Here is a 19,825-nt window from a genome sequence, read left to right on the forward strand (position 1 = left end):
GTCTCCTCGCTTAGCCCATGGTTGGAATAACAAAAGCGTTGTCGTTCGTATCTGAGCCATCAGGCCAGCGCTGAGTAATCGTTTTAACTTTGGTCCAGAATTTCACACCTTCCATACCGTGCTGGTTGGTGTCACCAAATGCAGAGCGCTTCCAGCCCCCAAACGTATGGTAGGCAACTGGCACAGGAATAGGCACGTTAATCCCCACCATGCCTACGTTTACACGCTGAGCAAATTCGCGCGCTGCATGGCCATTACGGGTGTACATAGCAACGCCATTACCGTATTGGTGGTCGCTTGCTAAGTTAACTGCTTCGTTGAAATCTTTCGCGCGTACCATTTGCAGTACTGGACCGAAAATCTCTTCTTGGTATGAACGCATGTTCTTAGTCACGTGGTCGAAGAAGGTTGGACCGATGAAATAGCCCTGACTGTCGCTGGGAATTTGGCTGGTTCGGCCATCGTAAACAAGCTCAGCGCCTTCTTCTATACAAAGGTCGATATAGCCTTCAACGCGCTCTTTGTGAGCAGCAGTAACCACAGGTCCATAATGGGCGTTAGGATCTTCACTATGGCTTACCATAATGTCTTTAATAGCCGGAATAAGCTTGGCTTTCAGTTTTTCAGCGGTTTCATCGCCCACCGGAACAACAACTGGCAGCGCCATACAGCGTTCACCAGCACTGCCGTATGCAGCACCTACCAGGTCTGTTACCACCTGATCTAAATCAGCATCAGGCATCACGATGCCATGGTTTTTAGCGCCGCCCATAGCCTGAACACGCTTACCAGCACGAGCACCGCGCTCATAAACATAGTTGGCAATATCAGAAGAGCCTACAAAGCTCACAGCCTTGATAGTTTGATGATCCAAAATACCATCAACCACTTCTTTATTACCGTGAACAACGTTTAGCACACCTGCAGGAAGGCCTGCTTCAATCATAAGCTTTGCCAATTCAACAGGTACTGACGGATCGCGCTCTGATGGCTTTAGAATAAACGCGTTACCGCAGGCAATGGCAACGCCGAACATCCACATTGGGATCATGGCAGGGAAGTTAAATGGTGTAATACCTGCCACTACACCGAGTGCTTGGCGCATGGAATAAACATCGATACCCGGGCCTGCGCCTTCGGTATATTCACCTTTTTGCGCATGAGGAATACCACAGGCAAATTCAATCACTTCAAGGCCGCGCTGAATATCACCTTGCGCATCAACCAACACTTTACCGTGCTCGCTTGATAATAGTGCCGCTAGGCGATCGCGGTTTGCTTCAACTAGCTCTTTAAACTTGAACATAACACGAGCGCGTCGTTGAGGGTTTGTCGCTGCCCACTCAACCTGTGCAGCTTGAGCTGTTTCAATCGCATAGGCTAAGGTTGAAGTATTAGCTAAACTTACTTCAGCCTGTACTTCACCGGTGTTAGGCGCAAATACCGATGCGGTATTTTCGCTGCTATCCTCAAAATCTTTACCTGCAATAAAGTGAACAATCTTTCTCATGACATAGCTCCTGTAATTTTTAACAATATTGAAACCTTGTGTTTGCAAAGGCAATACATATACTTGCAGTATGGTGCTGTAAAAATGCAGGTGTTTAAGTGAATTGGGACGACATGCGTTTGTTTCTTGGTTTGGCAAGAAATGGTCGTGTAGCTATTGCAGCTAAAGGCTTGAAGGTAGACCCTACGACGTTAATTCGTCGTGTAAAAAAACTGGAAGACTCATTAAATTGTAAGTTGTTCGAGCTAACAAAAAAAGGGTATGTGCTAACCACACATGGCAGTGAGTTAGTCACGTATATCGAAAAAGCAGAACATTATTTCTTAGAGGCACAAAATGAATTAGGTGATGAACGCTCGCACTTGGCAGGTACGATAAGGGTGAGTGTTTCGGAAGGTTTCGGCAGTTGGTTTTTGGCGCCGTTATTACCCGATTTCAAAAAGCAGTATCCGGGAATAAGTATTGAGCTTGTTGCTACCAGCGGCTTTTTAAATCTGAATAAACGAGAAGCCGATATGGCTATCTTGCTTGAAAAGCCCAGTAAAGGTTTGCTGGTTACACAGAAACTAACTGACTATAACCTTTATCTTTATACCCATCAGTCCCTTATCAGCGACAACAAACCAAGAACATTAAAAGACCTCACCGCGTTTAATTTAGTGAGCTATGTGCCCGATTTGGTTTACGCCCCACAGTTGAAGTTCATTGAAGAGACCGCGCTGTCACAGTTAAGTGCCCTTCGCAGCACCAGTATTAATGCGCAGTATCAAATGCTTGTAAATGGCGCAGGGGTAGGCATTTTGCCTAAGTTTATGGCTGAAACTCAGCCAGGCCTAGTTAGGCTCATTGAAAACGAGATTCATATTAAACGTACGTTCTGGCTTGCTACACACAAGGAAACCCATTCTCAAGCCCGCTTTCAGGTGTTTACACAATGGCTTACAGATAAAGTTGCGCAATACCATTCAAAATTTCTCGATGAGTAAATTAGACCTTTATCTACTGTCTTTTAGCGATTAAATGTGTAAAAAATAGCAATGCGACGTCGAAAAACTCTCTACGCTTTACTGCAAGTGGCTGAATGTGGTCTAGGCTTTACATAGCACATACCAAAACTAGGACAGCACGCCCTAGCGAACAGGCACATTTTAGCGTGACGATTGCTTAACCTTGTATGCATTTATCAATTTATCGTTAAGGCAAGGTTGTTTACTGCCGATATACGGCATATTACTGTAATTCTCTGTCAGGGAAGGCCCTATGTTCAATAAACATTTAGTGAAAGAAAATCAAGCGCTTCGCGAGGAGCTACACATACTCAAGCAAGTGCGTGACGGCTTGCGCGAAGACATGATCTTTCTTCGTCTTAACGAGCGCGGTGAGATTGAGGCCGTCAACGAGATGTTTGAAAGAGAGCTTGGTTACTCACTTTCTCAAGTTAAAGGGCATCGCTTCTTTGAATTTGTTCCAGAGATTGCCAGAAACACGCCACACTTCAAAAAACTAAAAGATTCAATTGAGCAGCGCGTCCATTACTGGGGGGCGATTGAATTTCTTCGTGAAAACGGTGATGAAGCGTGGCTAAGGGGTGTGGTTGAGCCGATTTTTGACATTAACGGCAATATTCATAAATACTCGGTAAACCTGAATGACCTTACGCGAACCATTGCTAAGTCGAAAGAACACGAAGATTTAGTTGCCGCGTTACACAAGTCAAATGCAGCGATAGAATTTGATTTGAACGGCAATATTCAAGACGCAAACGAAGCTTTTCTTAAAACGGTCAAGTACAGCCTTAACGACATTAAAGGTCAGCATCATAGAATTTTCTGTGACACTGAGTATGCGAACTCACGAGAATATAAAACGTTTTGGGAGCGACTCGCTCAAGGCGAGTTTGTAGCAGGAAGGTTTGAACGCTTCGACGCACATGGTAATTCTATTTGGCTTGAAGCCACATACAACCCTATTTGTGACTCTCACGGGCGCATGTATAAAGTAGTTAAATTGGCTACTGATATTACCGAGCAGGTGGCGCGAGAAAGCGCCGTATCCAGCGCGGCTGATATCGCCTATCGCTCCTCTAATACCACGGATCAAATTGCGTCACGAGGCAAAGAAGTCATTAGTGAACTGCTTTCTGAGATGTCTTCCCTGTCGCAGCAAATGGATAGAGCAAAGGAAGGGATCAATGCATTAGATGCCCAGTCTCAGCAGATTGCCACCATAATTGGAAGTATCAGTGCCATTGCTGAACAAACCAACCTACTTGCTCTAAATGCTGCCATTGAGGCGGCACGTGCCGGCGATCAAGGCCGTGGTTTCGCTGTAGTTGCTGACGAGGTACGTCAGTTGGCATCGCGTACTACCGAAGCGACGGAAGAAATCATCAACGTAGTTAAGCACAACCAGACATTGGCAACCGACGCGGTTAACTTGGTTAACGAAGGTGACGAAAAAGCGCAATCAGGCCTTAACTACGCAAGAGAAGCGGGTGAAGTTATCGAGCAAATTCAAGAAGGTGCGAAAGAAGTGGTTGATGCGGTAGGCCAATTCAGCAGTCGACTGGGAAGCTAGTAGCACACAGAAACAGACCTACCAATAAGTGTAAAACAGTCTACATTCTTACCAATTAACACATCTTTAAAATTTAATTCATCCTACCTTGGTAGGATGAATTCACCTCTAATGCAGGATGTGCTTTTTAACACAGCCTGTATAGCATAACCCTGTAATAAAAGGCTTGCAGGGGCGATTATGTCGGGTTTTAGAAAAATATCTACAGCTATAGTAGCCGTTTTTATCGGCTGCTTTTTGGCCTTTACCTGTTTGGTCTATTTCCACATACAAAATAATATTGAGGAGGAGATGACAGGTGCACTTAATCAAGTGCGAGAAATGGTCAACCTCAATATCCCTGTTGCTGATATCGAAGCGATTGTAGAGCCTAGCCCTCACTTATCTGCTCACTATTTCACGGGCCGTCTTCAGGCAGACTACGCTTCAGCGAATTCTATATCCGAACGCACTGCACTCACACCAGTTATTATCCCTATTCAGGAAAACCAGTATCTTATAGTGACGCCTTTCGATGCTACTGAACTCACCCAGAATCTCACTTTTTTTGCCTTGGTGGCGGGACTGTTTTTCGCAACATTCGTTTTGCTGTTGTTTACGTTAAAAGTGGCGGTTAAACAGAGGTTAGTGCCGCTAAATCAGCTCGCTGACGCGCTATCTGAGTTACGAGAAGGCAAGGAATCACAGCCCCTGCCACATTCAGATATTACCGAAATGAATAGGGTGTTGGACCAATTTAAGCATCTGCAAAATGCGCTTAAATCAAAAGAGAAGCAGCTCATCAAAATAGATAAGCAATTAGCGCTTCTTCAAGAGCAAGAGCGAAATTACCTTGCTAGAGAGCTTCACGATAATGTGGGGCAGTTACTGACAACGATAAAAGCCCACGCCTATATATTGGTTAACGCAAAAGAGCGCTCGGTTGTTGAATTTTCTGCGCAAAAAGTTCAGGTCATGTCACACCAAATAAGTGATGCAATTAGAAAGCTTACAGCTCACCTTCACCCCCTGATACTAGACAAAGTACCTTTGCAATCGTCGCTTGAGAGACTGGTGTACGAACAAGAAGTGGCGCAGCCCGATACGCAGTGGGACGTGTCAATTAATCTAAAGCGCTATCAAGAAGATAACGAGCGAGATATTCACCTTTATCGGTTTGCTCAAGAAGCCATTAACAACGTGATTAAGCATGCAAAGGCCACCAAGGTTAGCATTCAAATTTATGGCGATACTCACCGGGTCTCTGTGATGGTCAAAGACAACGGCAGGGGGCTGGGAAATCACATCGTGGAAAACATTGGCATGTCATCAATGCGCAGCCGAGCGCGTTGTATAGGAGCAAATTGCAGTGTGACGTCACCCGATGATGGCGGCGTTGCTGTATCGCTGTCCCTTACCCTTAAAAAAATGCCTCCTCTTATGGGCGCTAACGTCGCATGAATATTCTTATCGTCGACGACCACGCTGTGGTGCGTGAAGGTTACAAAGCATTGCTCAAAGCTATGATGCCGGATTGCCGTATTTGGGATGCTGAAAACGGTGCACAAACCTATCGTTTATTAGCCAGTAGTGACATTGAAATCCTAATCCTCGACATAAACCTTTCAAATGAAAGTGGCCTTGTTTTAGCCAAGATTTTTTTAAAGCGACATCCAGATTTAAAAATTATCTTTTTCAGTATGTTCGAAGACAGCGTCATATTGCACCGCGCAATGCAGACCGGTGCTATGGGGTACATCAGTAAAAGTAGTTCGCCTGAAATATTGATCTCGGCAATTAAGGTCGTCGCAAAAGGGCAAAAGTATATTGAGCGAGGCCTGGCGGTAAATTTAGCCAATCAACTTCTCGATACCAATGTGGACATTGCTGCCAAATTAACCAAACGTGAGTTCGAAATATTTATTGCTATAGCGATGAATAAATCCCGCTTTGATGTTGCTGACGAGTTGGGCCTATCGGCTAAGACTGTCTCTAACGCGCTCACAGTTATTAAGAGAAAGCTTGATGCAGTACCTTCCCAGTTTACAGCCATTGCGGCCAAACACGGCTATATCGGCGATGCAGAACTTTCAGCGCCTCAATCGGTGTCTTTTGTCGAGAAAAGTGACAAGTAGCCATAGGTTTCCCCTCCTAAAGTAGGAGTCAAATCGGTCTATCGCATCATGGTAGGCACAGCGTAAAAGTACCATTATCAAACTACACAACAAACCAAGTTACTGCGCGTGGTACGCGCAAAGTTATCAAAAGGTATTTCTTATGATTTATGCAAAGCCAGGTAGTGAAGGTTCGGTCGTAAGCTTCAAAGAAAGCTACGGTAATTTTATCAATGGCGAATGGGTAGCACCGGTTAAAGGTGAGTACTTCACCGCAACATCTCCAGTAGACGGCAGCGACATCGCACAAATCCCACGCTCAACATCTGAAGACATTGAGCTTGCGTTAGATGCAGCTCACGCTGCGAAAAAGGGCTGGGCGGATACGTCAGTAGCTGAGCGTTCTAATATTCTTCTGAAAATTGCCGATCGCATTGAAGAAAACCTAGAGCTACTTGCCGTTGCGGAAACATGGGACAATGGTAAAGCCGTTCGCGAAACGCTTAATGCAGACATTCCGCTGTGCGCAGACCACTTCCGTTACTACGCGGGCTGTATTCGAAGCCAAGAAGGCACCATCGGTGAAATCGATAAAAACACGGTGGCGTATCACTTCCATGAACCTTATGGTGTAGTTGGGCAAATCATTCCATGGAACTTCCCGCTACTTATGGCAGCGTGGAAACTTGCGCCAGCACTTGTTACCGGTAACGTGGTGGTGCTAAAGCCAGCAGAACAAACGCCAGTATCTATCTTATTGTTCGCCGAACTAATCCAAGACCTACTACCACCGGGTGTACTAAACATCGTTAACGGGTTCGGGGCAGAAGCAGGACAGGCCCTTGCAACAAGCACAAGAATCGCAAAAATTGCATTTACTGGCTCTACACCTGTTGGCGGACATATCCTTCGTTGTGCTGCTGAAAACCTTATTCCATCTACCGTTGAGCTTGGCGGCAAATCGCCAAACTTATTCTTCCCGGACATCATGAATCACGAGCCTGAATTTATTGATAAGTGTGCGGAAGGTTTAGTGCTTGGGTATTTCAACCAAGGTGAAGTATGTACGTGTCCTTCTCGAGCGATTATTCACGAGGACATCTATGATGCATTCATGGAAAAAGTGTTGGAAAAAATTCAGAAGATCAAACGTGGTAACCCACTAGACACAGACACCATGGTAGGCGCACAGGCATCTAACGAGCAGTTCGAAAAGATCCTTAAATACATCGATATCGGTAAGTCAGAAGGGGCTCAGGTTGTCACTGGTGGTGAGAAAGAGCAGCTACCTGGCTTTGATGGAGGCTACTACATTCAGCCGACTATCTTGAAGGGTGAAAACCACATGCGTGTGTTCCAAGAAGAGATTTTTGGTCCGGTTATCGCTGTTCAAACCTTCAAGACCGAAGAAGAGGCAATTGAGATTGCCAATAATACAAGTTTCGGACTTGGCGCTGGTGTATGGAGCCGCGATGCGAATGTAGCATTCCGCGTAGGTCGAGCGATTGAAGCAGGTCGCGTATGGACAAACTGCTATCACTTGTATCCAGCTCACGCTGCGTTTGGCGGCTACAAGAAATCGGGCATTGGCCGCGAAACCCACAAGATGATGCTAGATCACTACCAGCAGACAAAAAATCTATTGGTAAGCTACGACATCAACCCACTTGGTTTCTTCTAAGTAAACCTGAGGGCGGCGCCTACCGCCGCCCGCTACTTTTATGCGCATCGCATTTTCCTCAATCATTTTCTTGCTGTTTCTCAGCACCAATGTGTGGGCGCAGTCTGACGCGACAGACATTCCACAAGACATTTACAAAATATTTCCCAACGCTACACGCGTGGGAGAGATGCACACAGATATCAAGGTAACCCCGGTCTATCAGCTTCAGCAACTACTCGGATATGTCTTTGAGTCGAATGACTTTGTCGACTTCATAGGCTTTTCAGGCAAACCGGTTAATGTGGTGATTGGGCTAGATACTCAAGGCAATGTGGTCGATCTTTTCGTCAAGCAGCATAGCGAGCCGATTTTTTTGCACGGGCTTGGCGAGAAATCCATGTTTGATTTCGTTGCTCAATATCAAGGGCACAGTGTCAAAGAACGTTTTATCATTGGTGGGAAAAGCAATGTAGGCAAAGACGCTACCTACTTTGATGGAGTTACGAAAGCCACCGTATCGGTGCTGGTTATCAACGATACCATCGTGACATCTGCATTAGCCGTTGCCAGAGCTAAGCTCGATGGCTTTGTTGCGCCTAGCAACAATATTATCAATCCAGACTTTTACGAACCTCTTACTTTTAGCGAGTTGGTGGACAAGGGCTACATTCAAAAACACCAGATTACTCGACAGAATACCGAAGGCCTCCCGAGAGAAGTGGTTCGGGCGGTTGACGATATTCAAAGCGAGTTTGCCCTTGATGGTGACATCATCGCCGAACACTACTATGCGTTTTTAAGTCTTCCTATTGTGGGGAAAAACCTGCTGGATGAAGAGGAGTTTGCTCGGTTACAGGAAAATCTAAATCCGGGTGAAATGGCACTGATGGTGCTGAATACGAAAGGTTTCAGTTTTATCAGCGATGAGTTTATTCCCCAAACCACACCTGAGCATTTACGGGTGTCTCAAGGCGGCTTTCCCACAGCTATCCGCGATATCGATTTTTATAGCTTCTATGACCCAGCATTTTCACAAGCACTGCCCGACTACAACGAGATCAAAGTACTTCGAGTAAAATCGAAAGGTGGGCTGTCACTTGACCAAGAAATGGAAATAGCGATTAGTGTGCCGTTTAAGCCAAGTTTCTTCGAGCAAGATGAGCATCTGTTCCCTTTGAAAGTGACACTACCTAGTGAACTATTTATGGAAAATCCTGAGGCTAAGTTAGCGAAGCCCATTCCGTTGTGGCAGAAAATTTGGAGGGACAGAACCTTAACGATAAGCATCACCGTTTTTTATCTTGTAGCGCTGTCGTTGTTTTTTGCATTCCAGCAAAGGCTAACGCCTTACACCAAGTTTGTGCATACAGTGCGGGCATTTTCCCTTGTGTTCGTGCTGTTTTTTATTGGCTTTTACGCTCAAGGGCAACTGTCTGTCGTCAACATATACACGCTGCTACTGGATATTGTCGACGGATTTTCCTTAGAGGTATATCTTCTCGACCCGGTCATTTTTATTTTGTGGAGCTTTGTATTTGTCTCGTTGTTTATCGTTGGGCGGGGACTATTTTGCGGCTGGCTTTGCCCCTTCGGAGCACTCCAGGAAATGATGGGAATACTGGCTGAAAAGCTCAGGATAAAACAAATTAGAATTAAGCCACAGCACCACAAACGGGCACAAAAAATTAAATATGTGTTGCTTATAGGGCTTGTTGCGTGCTCATTTTATTCGCTAAACCTTGCAGAGAAGCTCGCTGAGATAGAGCCGTTCAAAACGTCCATAACCCTACACTTTGTTCGATATTGGCCTTTTGTACTGTATTCGGTTTTATTGCTGCTACTTAGTTTAAAAATTCATAAAGTGTACTGCCGCTATTTATGTCCATTGGGAGCAGGGCTTGCCATTCTGGGGCGTTTCCCTTTAGTTAAATTGCTTACACGTAAAGATGCCTGTGGTAATCCGTGTCAGCTGTGCAAACAAAAGAAATGTGGTATTGATGCTATAGAACAAGACGGCAGCATTGACTATGCTGAATGTATTCAGTGCCTGGAGTGTGTGGTTACGTTAGATAACCCTGACTTGTGCAAAATTGATAAATATAAAAAGAAAAAGGTGCCAACGCGTGTCAAAAACCTCAATCCTGTCCGCACTTAGTCAACCTGCTAATAGCAAGGTTAAATTTGACAACCAAGCTAGTTTATACGGTGCTAAAGAAGCCTGCCGCGATGTGGCCAATGAGATTTTAGCCAACGTTAATTGCGATGAAATAGAACTATTACTTTTTCATACCAGTACGCTGTTTGACTTAGACACCGTAGCAAAGGAAATCTCCGCACGTTTTCCGCACGTGAACATTGTTGGCTGCACCAGTGCTGGAGAATTTAATAAAAATGGCTACGGAACAGAAAAACTCTTGGCCGTCGCGTTTTTGAAAAACGAATTTTCTATTGCCACAGCATTGGTGCCTAATTTAGGCGAAGTAAACTTTGATGAAGCCCACGATATTGCCAGTGGTTTGCGCCGAGCCTTACAGGGGAGGGAGCGTCGTTACGATACAGAGCAGCACTTCGTTATTTCTGTGCTCGATGGACTTACCCGCCATGAGGAACATTTTCTAGAAACCTTTGCGACTGCATTTGGCAATATTCCACACTTAGGCGGCAGCGCTGGCGACGATCTAAAGCTTGAAGCCACCTATGTGTTTTACAACGGTGAATTTCATCGAGACGCAGCAGTACTGCTGCTTGTTGGCACGGGAAAGCCCTTCACCGTGTTCTCCATTGATCACATTAACTCTCCCGTTTCAAAGCTGGTGGTCACCCACGCCGACCCTGAGTCGCGAACCGTGTATGAAATAAACGGTGAACCTGCAGCGCAGTATTACGCCAGTTTATTGGGAATGAAAGCTGAAGACTTAACGCCTGATGTGTTTTCCATGTTTCCCCTTGCAGTGATGGTAGGTGGCAAATATTTCATCCGCTCTATTCAAAAAGTAGATTTGGCCACTAACGCCATTACCTTTTACTGCGCGGTAGATATTGGCATTATTCTTACATTTGTTCAGCTGGGTGACTGCATTGAAGCATTAGAAAGTAAATTGGACAAACTGCGCGCTCAGCTTGGCGAGCCCGAATTTGTCTATGCTTGCGACTGCTTTCTGCGAAGGCTCGAAATTCAACAGGGCAAAAACGACCATGAAATAAGACGGCTACAGCAAAGATACAATGTCGCGGGCTTCAATGCCTATGGCGAGCATATTCATTCGGTTCACTTGAACCAAACGTTTACGGGGGTGTATTTTGCAGCCCAATAATCAACTTACCGACGTGGAGGCGCTTCAAAAGGCGCTGCATGAACAACGGCGTGAAAACGAAAAGCTTGAGAAAATAAATGCTGCGCTGATGTATCGCATGGAAGAGGGCGGTTTTAATCATCACAGTTATCGCGCCTTCGAACATTCGGTTCAACTTTCTGAAAAAGTGAGTCAAAAAACGGAAGAGCTACAGTCAGTGCTGCAAAAGCTGGAGCAGTCAAACGCAGAACTGGTGCACGCTCACGAAGAAACCAATCAGGTAAAACAGCGTTTACACGATGCCATCGAAAGTACCAATCAGGCGATGGTGTTGCTAGATAGGCTGGGCGGGATCATCTTCTTTAATCGGCATTTTGAAACTGTTTGGGATGACCTTTCCATTACTCCAAAAATTGGTGACAACTATTACGATATTACCCAAGCTGCCAAGCACTCCGGGGTTATTCGCCGCGCCCTGCCTGCTGATGTCGAAGGCAGGATGATCTACCAGTTGTCGAACCGACGATGGTATCAGCTTACCAACCGACCCACACAAGAAGGCGGGAACGTTATTCTGTTTAACGACATCACTGAAGTGAAACTGCTTGAGTCGAATCGCTACGAGCAAGTTATTGAAGAGAAAAACAAGTTGCTGCAAAGCCTTATCGATAATATTGATGTGGGAATTTTGCTTATTGATAAAGAAGGTGGCATTGCGTTTTGGAATAATACATTTTTGACTCAATCAAACGTGCCCCAGCACGTTCTGGTAAACAGTAAGAATATTTATGCCCTTCAAAATAGCCGACACTGGAGCGGGCTCAACTTAAATCCGGTTGGGCCAAGTACCCAGATTATCCACGAGCACCTAGTGGTTGAACGCAATATCACTACACTGCCCGATGGCAATACACTGTGCACATTTACCAATGTTACATCGCAGCATCACTACGCGGAAACACTGAAACAAAACGAAAGCTGGATCCGCATGATAACCGATAATGTGCCGGCACTTATCGCTTATATTGGTACCGATAAAAAGTTTCAATACACCAACAAAGGTTATCGCGATTGGTACGGCATTAGTGAGCAAGATATCAACGATATGCCTATGGATCGCAGCCACCTGAAAGAGGTTTACCCCAATCTTATTCAGTACTTGCGCCGAGTTAATCAAGGCGAAGTGGTGAGCTTTCAAAGCAAAGAAAAAAATGCTCATGGCGATGTTGGCTTTTTACAAAAAGTCTATTTGCCTCATTTTAATGAGTCTGGTGATATTGCAGGGCATTTCGTGCTGGCCACAGACGTTTCGCAACAGGTAGAAAGCCAGCTTCAGCTTAAAGCGGCTAAGGATCAGTTAGAATCGAATGTGGAAAAGCGTACACGTGAACTCAACCACGCCAACATCGCCCTTCAAGAAGCCATTGATTCAAAAAGTAAATTTTTGGCTGCTATTAGCCACGATCTTATGCAGCCCCTTAGCGCTGCTATCTTGTTCAACGAAACATTGAAAGATCAAGTGGATAGTTCATCCAGCCCTATTGTTGCCGCCCTCGATAACTCGCTGTCTGATTTACATAGCCTTATTCGTACACTTATTGAAACGTCCAAATTAGACGCTGGGGTGTTACAGCCCGATAAGCAGCAAGAAAATGTATTGCCCTTACTTATGCAGTTAGCCGAAGAGTTTACGCATATCAGTAAAGACTACAGCGTAGATTTTCGCTATCGATTGAAAGAAGCCTTTGTGGTGACAGACGTGAATCTACTTTCTCGAATATTGCGAAATTTATTAATAAATGCAATGAAATACGGTGCCAACGGCAAGGTGTTGCTGGCAGCACGAAAGGTGAATGAGAACCTAGAAATTAGCATCTATGATCAAGGTGTGGGTATAAGTGAAGACGATCAGAAAGTTATTTTTAAAGAGTTTTCCAGATTAGAAAACGATTTTAACTACTCTTACAGTTTGGGTCTGGGACTATACATTGTAGATAAAATGAGTAAGTTGCTAGAGCACGATATTCGAGTGCGCTCGAAAGAGGGCGTTGGCGCGTGCTTCACGGTGACTATCCCTATTACCGAAGTGTGTGATACGAGCCAAGAGCAGGACTATCTTTATACTTTGGAGCCATCGTTACCAGCTTACGTTTTGGATAAGCACATATGGCATATTGATAACGATGCCAATATGCGCATTGCTATGCAAACGTTGTTCGCAAATTGGGACATGGAAGTAGACACTTTCTCAGGTTTTGAACAGTGCAGTGCGGTAAATAATGGCAGCTTTGACGAGTGCGACATGCTTATTGTCGATTACCACCTAGATGAAGAAGAAACCGGTTTAGACATTGCGAAACGCGTAAAAAAAATCGCGCCTTCAATGCCAATTATGATTTGCACCGCTAATCATTCGAAAGCGTTGGCGAATGAACTGGAAGGCACCGACATACAGCTGCTACACAAGCCTGTTAATTCCGCGGTGCTGAAGGCGGCGCTAGTCTCAAGTTTGAATGGCTAAAAGTAAACAGGTCTTAATTAAATACGTATTGGTTAAAGTCGATATTCGCAGCACTGGCCACTACCTTTACTCGGTTGCTGGCGCCTAATTTTTTAAGAATAGATGAGACATGAGACTTAACCGTAGTTTCAGAAATATTAAGCTCGTAAGCAATCACTTTATTGGCTAACCCTTGAGTTAGATATTTCAGTACTGTCAGCTCTTTTCGTGTTAATGAACGAATTTGCTCCGGCGAAATACCGTTGTCATTAGTCATGCGTGTTCGAGTAGACGGCGTTCTCAATATCTCTGATGGTAAACACACGTTTCCTTCAAAAATACTTTCGACAGATGTAGCAATTTCTTCAATCTTGCTGCTTTTTGAAATAAAGCCAACGGCACCATAAGAAATGGTTTGCAGAATATTTTGCTTTTCCGTTTCAGCGGAAATAATCACTACAGGTACATTAGGGTGTTGGTTTCGAATTTCTAAAAGTCCGTTTAGGCCACAGGTTTCCGGCATATTTAAATCAAGCATGATTAAGTCGAACTTCGCGTCTTGCTCAAGTAACGTTAACGCTTCAGAAATTGAATTCGCTTCTAGGGTTTCTGAGTCGGGAAACTTTTTCCCTAAAATGGTAATCATTGCGTGACGAAAAATAGGGTGATCGTCAATTATCAGGATACGGTGCATGGTCTTTCCCTCAGCTAAAAAAGCGACATGTGCCGCTGGCCTTGTGACATGTTTGGGCTGGCGTTTTATTTGCAAATAAGCTTTCTAGTAAGACAAACTTATGGCGAAAATGAAACGCTTCAAAGTGACCAAATCCCCTGAAATTATGAAAGCTCAACAGTCACTTCACATGCTTACAATGTTAACATTAATATAACATTAAATCAGGTCTAATAAGACCAATGGCTTATAATAAAAAAGCACGTAAGACCAGTGCTGACGGGACTTTCGTTCTATAACTCGTCAAGTAACTGCCTTCTTTTTTCGGCGTATTCTGTTTCGCTAATTAGGTTCGCCTTTTTTAGTACGTCTAACCGTTTAAAACGAGCAACGATATCGTTTTCTGCTGGTAAGGGGGCCGAGCCAGCTACGTCTTTCTTACTGGGTGTGTTTTCCCTATTCGCTGGGGAAAGTGTTTCCTTTTCTAAAGGTGCTTCAAATGCCAGCTGAGTCGGTGCGACCACCCAATCGAAGCGATTTTCCGTTTTTAGTTCTATACCAGGTGCGGAAAAAGAGAGTGGGGAATCGAATGAGAACTTTGCTTGTTTCCGGTTACCAAAATCAAAGTCGTATTTTACCAAGCCCTGAGAAGTAGGATCATAAGCCATTTCGAAGGCTTTATTGGCTACTTTGTCGAACTCGCCAATAAGAATATTGAGCTGGTCGTCTGCAACGAAAATACTGCCTGCAACGTAATACGTTTGGGTTTTAAGGCCTGCCAAATAGCGCTTCTCTTTACTAAGGGCAAAAATTACGTCTTGCTGAGCAGTCGCTGTTCGCAGCGCCTCAGGTAGATAGGCGGCAAGTAGCGTAACTTGTTCGTTGGAAAAAAGCGGTGTTGACGAATTTTTGTTTTTAACCACCTGAATAGCGCTAAGTATGGCGGATACATCCTGCTGTTGCAGCGTAAAGGGGTGTTGGTTGGCACGCATGTCACTGTCTGCCTCGTTTGGCTTTTCAACAAGACGAATGAAATTGTTTTTGTCCTCCTGAAATATGACCTGTGCGTCTGCGATATGTACTGTCGTTATGAAGAGTAGGGCTAACAGAATGGGTTGAGCTGAACGTAATGAAAATAGAGATATATTTTTCATGATCTTTCCTTTTTCAATAGGAAAAGCGAGAGTGAATCTCGCTTTTTTATGTCATATCTTTTAGCTTAATTTTAATTTCTTATTTAAGTGTAAAATTAATCAGTTTTTTATCATTAATTAAATGAATCGAGTAATTTTTAAATTTAAGAGTAATTAGATATAAGTTCAATGTTAAAATATGACTGATTTTTTAGTTCTCAATTAAAAGAACACAGTGCCACCTAGTTGAATTAGGGTTAAGTCTTCTGCGCTGTTATAAATTTCTTGCGCAGATTCTGAACCATCAATATCTAAACTTAGGTTTTCGTATTTCGCGTACACCAAGAAGCGCGAGCCAAAATATTGTTCTGCTGCAACACCCCACTGACTAAGCTCTGAGCCGGTAACGCCATCTAAATGAGCCATGCCGTATTGGTCGTTATAACTTGCATATTCAGCATAGAAAGCAGAATCACCAAAGCGATTAAACTGTTTTCTAATGCCTGCTTTAAAGTAATAGGCATCCGTATCGTCACCCGACCCAACAATCGCGTCGTCAGCCTCTTCCATCTGATAAGTGGCTACCCCAAATACACCTGACTCAATATGCATGAGTCCAGCTTGCAGTTGTAGCGTAGTTGAACTGTTGCCACCCACATTGCTACCGCCATCTTTATTCACTGAGTAACCTGCGTGAAGGTTAGTTTTAAAGCCTTCGTGCTCAGCCGCATACTTAACCGCAATATCGTAAATTTCGTCGTTTGCATAACCGACCGCAATACTCACGTTACCCATTTGAGGGAGATCGTAGCGCACGCCGTTGCGATATATGCCGTTACAGTCAATACCAATACCCAAGCCAGGCGTAGCCAAGCACTGAGCAAATTGACCCCACGCGACATTGGTTGAACCTTCTTCTACACCTCGAATAAAGAAGCCATTTGCTCTAAATAATGGAGAAATTCCAGACCAGATTGTGCCAGAAGGATCAGCTAGAACGGCAATGTTATCGGTGGGAAGGCTTTGTAAACCAATGGTGATTTTACCCCAGTCGCCACCAAAGTAGAGGCTACTGCCCAATAGGCCTATGTCGCCGCCATTGAAGGTGTCTAAGTTATCCTGGTTTGCAAATAAAAGCGGCGTTTGATGGCCACCACCGGCGTAGTTCGGTGCGCCTGAAAGAGGTTCAATAATGACCTCAAAGCCCACGTCCATGCCTTGTTCTTCCAGTTTATAATTCCCTGAAAGCGTAATACGGCTGCCTAGCGTTGTACCGTTGTCTGAAAGTTGTGCCACATCACTACCCACACCGTCGTCGTAATAGGTTAAGCCTTCATTTATCCATCCAGAGATATTCCATGAATAGGGCTCGTCCTGGGCAAAACTATGGCTACTGACTGTGCTTAAAATGGCAATAGATAAACAGGTTTTTGTAAATGTATTCTTTTTCATTTTACTGTCCCAATATTGGTAGTGTTGATTAATTACAGTGGCTTTTTGTTTTTATTTTTGACTGGTTTTAATACTTTCGGTGTCCAGTAAATTGATAATAGGTTCTATTGAATTTTGAACCATCGGCCGTAAGGCGTGTTAATCTCCTTCTTTAGTAGCGGGAAAATTAAATGTATAAATCATAAAAAACGCGACTACTGTGAAAAAGTAAGTCGCGTTTTTTTGATTTTTTTGTAGTTTTTGTGTGGATAAAAGCGCGTGTGGTAACAACTGCTATCTGATTAGAATCTCGCTTTTAGATTTACACTGACCATTCGCGGTTGTGCGGGGCCCACGAACTCTGCACCTTCTACGTCGGGATAAATGTCTTCTAATACCTCATCAGCCTCGCCATACGTGCCAAAGGTTTCATAGTCTTTGTCGAACACATTGTTCACACGTAGCGATGCGGTAAATGTGTCGTTGAAACGGTACGATGCATAAATGTTTGCAATAACGTATCCGTCAATCTTTTCATTTTCGTTAGCCTCATCGCCCCTAAAGTACTGACTAGATGCTGAAATAACTTCTGCCCCCAAACGCGCTTTATCCGTTAAGGCGTAATCTGCGTAGAGCTTGACTAAATGCTCTGGCTGTCCTGGAATTTTGTCACCTGGCGTTACGAGTCTGTCTGGACCCTGAGGGTTAAAGGGGCTAAACGACGTGAATGTCGATTCATAGGTTGCGTTAAGATAGTTGTAGTTTAACCGGTAGATTAGTTTTTCCCACGTTGAGCCTACGCTGAATTCAACGCCCTGACGCTGGGTTTCATCAACGTTAATAAAGTATCCGCGAGAGGCAACAGAGCCTGCTTGTTGGAAGATAATGTCGTCCTTACTTCTGCTGTGAAAAACATTTAGCATCAGGTCGATGTTATCAATGCGTGTGGTGTAGTTCGCTTCAATAGTTTGGGTGACCACCTGATCAAGAGGAGGATCGGCCACAAAACCGTTCGGTAAGCGGCACGGGGCGTCTTCATCTGCACAGCTTAACTCTGCTGGGCTTGGCGTTCTTGAAGACTGGCTGATTGCAAGATTCAACTGGCTTTGCTCATCAATAGTAATGTCTACACCTACCGCTGGGTTAAACTGGGTAAAACGGTGATTGCCGTCCAATGAACCTTCACCGTCATCAATCAGGTCTTCCATAACAATATGGTCTCGGTTAAAACGTCCACCAAGATTGAGTGATACGGATGAAGAGAGCTGTGTACTATTCATGAAAAATAGCGACCATGCGGTGGTGTCTATATCTAATCTGACTCTGGCTTCTTGTGCCATGAGCCCGTTGATGGGTAAAACGGTGCGTGAGTCTTGTGCAGATTCGTTTTCCAAAATACCAAATGTAGTATCAGCGGCGTAGTTAACATCTCCTTTGGTGTAGCTGGCACCAACAATTAACTCTGAACTGAAGCCGATTAAGGCATATTGTTTTGCTAGCTGAAAAGATAACCCAGTAGCTTTGGCGTCTGTGCGGCCCGTATTGTATGTACCATCAAGCTCATCTGCGTCCACATCTGATATTTCGGCAAGCGCGGTGTCGTCATCAAAGCCAATAAATTCAACCGCTTCTATATCGTCGCCTTCTCCTATAACAGGCAAATCATCGTCATCGTCATCGTCGTCGTCGCCATCATCATCACTATCAAGCGGATCATCATCATCGTCGTCATCATCTTCAAATTCACACAGTGTTGCGCGTCCATCAGCGAACTGGCAGGCACCAAAATCACTGTCATCGCCGTTGATTGATTGAGTTTGTGTGTCGCGATAAAACATATTGGCGGTTAAAGATAAGGTGTCAGTTAAAACGAAATCACCGGTTATATTAACGTGCGTAAGTTCGTTGTTGGTCTGATCGGGGTGGGTGTAGACCGCTTCTCTTCCTTCAATATCCAGCAGTTCAATAGGTGATGCACCATTGCCGAGTAACTCGTTATCGGCCATAAACAGGTTCATGTCGAGGTGCATTTTGTCACTTTTATAGGCAAGCGATGTAAATACTTGCTGCACTTCAGATGGCGAATAGTCGCGCCAGCCATCTTCCTCATAGTGATTCAGGTTCACATAATACGCCCAGTGATCGTTATGACCACCTGATTCCACAGACGCGGTTTTCTGGCCGAATTGTCCAGCCTGTAAATCAATTTCATTGACGTTGAAGCTAAACCCTGTTTTCGTTCTTAGCGCAAGGGCGCCGCCTAGCGTGTTTTGACCAAACAGAGGGTTTGAACCAGAGTACAAAGAAACGGTATCTATAGCATCTAGAGGCATGAGGTCCCAATGCACAGTATCGCCAAACGCTTCATTAACCCGACCGCCGTTCAAGTACACCGAAATGCCCTGAGGTAGGCCAAGCAGCGGAGAAGCAGTAAACCCGCGGTATTGCAGATCGGGTTGGAACGGATTGTTTTGAACATCGTTTAGGTTCACGCTTGCCAGCTGAGTTTTGAGTAGCTCCGGGAGTGAACGGTTGACGCTCCCTTCAATGTCGTCTTGAGTGAGTGTCTGAACGTTACCAAATACGGCAGAGTTATTGCCATTGGCATTGAGGGAGGTGACTCCTTGTACCTCTATGACCTCGTAGTGCTCGAATGCATTATTCGCTGCTGCAACGGTGTTACATACAGCGGCTACCGCGCTGGCAATGACAGTAAATACCAAAGGCGTTCTAGTTGTAAAAGCCGGCGTAGCTTCAAATTGTGACTCGCTTTTCGAGGGGCTGTCAGCAGGCTTTTCTATTGGGCATTGCAAAGATTTACGTGTAGGCATGGTCTTGGCTGTGTAGTTATTATTTATGTTTTAAGTATTGCCCTAACCATTCCCTAAAAATATCCTCCTTAAGTGGGAGGAAGTGTCATAAATTGGTAGCAGTGTATTTTCCCGAATTGCC

13 protein-coding genes are annotated in these 19,825 nt (G+C 44.6%); 8 read left to right on the forward strand and 5 right to left on the reverse strand.

Annotation, left to right across the window (positions count from 1 at the left end):
* Window positions 1-10 precede the first annotated feature (10 nt).
* Complete coding sequence (locus BGK61_RS15895) at window positions 11-1,510, reverse strand: CoA-acylating methylmalonate-semialdehyde dehydrogenase (protein ID WP_076012371.1); 1,500 nt, start codon at window positions 1,508-1,510, stop codon at window positions 11-13.
* Between the two features lie 98 nt (window positions 1,511-1,608).
* Between BGK61_RS15895 and BGK61_RS15900 the strand changes: the two genes are divergently transcribed.
* From BGK61_RS15900 to BGK61_RS15935, 8 genes are all read left to right on the forward strand, one after another.
* Complete coding sequence (locus tag BGK61_RS15900; protein WP_076012372.1) at window positions 1,609-2,496, forward strand: LysR family transcriptional regulator; 888 nt, start codon at window positions 1,609-1,611, stop codon at window positions 2,494-2,496.
* 274 nt (window positions 2,497-2,770) lie between these two features.
* The gene (locus BGK61_RS15905) at window positions 2,771-4,087 is read left to right on the forward strand and encodes a methyl-accepting chemotaxis protein (RefSeq protein ID WP_076012373.1); all 1,317 of its coding nucleotides are present in this window, start codon (window positions 2,771-2,773) and stop codon (window positions 4,085-4,087) included.
* 180 nt (window positions 4,088-4,267) lie between these two features.
* The gene (locus BGK61_RS15910) at window positions 4,268-5,527 is read left to right on the forward strand and encodes a sensor histidine kinase (protein WP_076012374.1); all 1,260 of its coding nucleotides are present in this window, start codon (window positions 4,268-4,270) and stop codon (window positions 5,525-5,527) included.
* Window positions 5,524-6,201: a response regulator transcription factor gene (locus tag BGK61_RS15915; RefSeq protein WP_076012375.1), complete on the forward strand. Its 678-nt coding sequence runs from the start codon at window positions 5,524-5,526 to the stop codon at window positions 6,199-6,201. Before BGK61_RS15910 ends, BGK61_RS15915 begins: the two co-directional genes overlap by 4 nt.
* A 142-nt stretch (window positions 6,202-6,343) precedes the next feature.
* Window positions 6,344-7,861, forward strand: coding sequence for an acetaldehyde dehydrogenase ExaC (exaC, locus tag BGK61_RS15920; protein ID WP_014950684.1), 1,518 nt, complete (start codon window positions 6,344-6,346; stop codon window positions 7,859-7,861).
* Window positions 7,862-7,901: 40 nt separating this feature from the next.
* Window positions 7,902-9,998, forward strand: a complete 2,097-nt coding sequence (locus BGK61_RS15925) for a 4Fe-4S binding protein (RefSeq protein ID WP_076012376.1) — start codon at window positions 7,902-7,904, stop codon at window positions 9,996-9,998.
* On the forward strand, window positions 9,967-11,157 hold the full coding sequence (gene nosP / locus BGK61_RS15930; RefSeq protein WP_076012377.1) for a nitric oxide-sensing protein NosP: 1,191 nt from the start codon (window positions 9,967-9,969) through the stop codon (window positions 11,155-11,157). The genes BGK61_RS15925 and nosP overlap by 32 nt, the downstream gene beginning before the upstream one ends.
* Window positions 11,144-13,657, forward strand: coding sequence for an ATP-binding protein (locus BGK61_RS15935; protein WP_076012378.1), 2,514 nt, complete (start codon window positions 11,144-11,146; stop codon window positions 13,655-13,657). Before nosP ends, BGK61_RS15935 begins: the two co-directional genes overlap by 14 nt.
* A gap of 13 nt (window positions 13,658-13,670) precedes the next feature.
* Here the strand turns inward: BGK61_RS15935 and BGK61_RS15940 are convergent, their stop codons facing one another.
* The 4 genes from BGK61_RS15940 to BGK61_RS15955 form a co-directional block, all read right to left on the reverse strand.
* A complete protein-coding gene (locus BGK61_RS15940; RefSeq protein ID WP_014999507.1) occupies window positions 13,671-14,330 on the reverse strand; it encodes a response regulator in 660 nt (219 codons plus the stop codon).
* A gap of 272 nt (window positions 14,331-14,602) precedes the next feature.
* The gene (locus BGK61_RS15945; protein WP_076012379.1) at window positions 14,603-15,463 is read right to left on the reverse strand and encodes a hypothetical protein; all 861 of its coding nucleotides are present in this window, start codon (window positions 15,461-15,463) and stop codon (window positions 14,603-14,605) included.
* Between the two features lie 201 nt (window positions 15,464-15,664).
* Window positions 15,665-16,894 (reverse strand): porin family protein, encoded by a 1,230-nt coding sequence (locus BGK61_RS15950; protein ID WP_076012380.1) that lies wholly within the window; start codon window positions 16,892-16,894, stop codon window positions 15,665-15,667.
* Between the two features lie 281 nt (window positions 16,895-17,175).
* Window positions 17,176-19,704 (reverse strand): TonB-dependent receptor, encoded by a 2,529-nt coding sequence (locus tag BGK61_RS15955; RefSeq protein WP_076012381.1) that lies wholly within the window; start codon window positions 19,702-19,704, stop codon window positions 17,176-17,178.
* Window positions 19,705-19,825: the final 121 nt, after the last annotated feature.

It is taken from the genome of Alteromonas abrolhosensis, assembly GCF_001953635.1.
GTDB lineage: Bacteria > Pseudomonadota > Gammaproteobacteria > Enterobacterales > Alteromonadaceae > Alteromonas > Alteromonas abrolhosensis.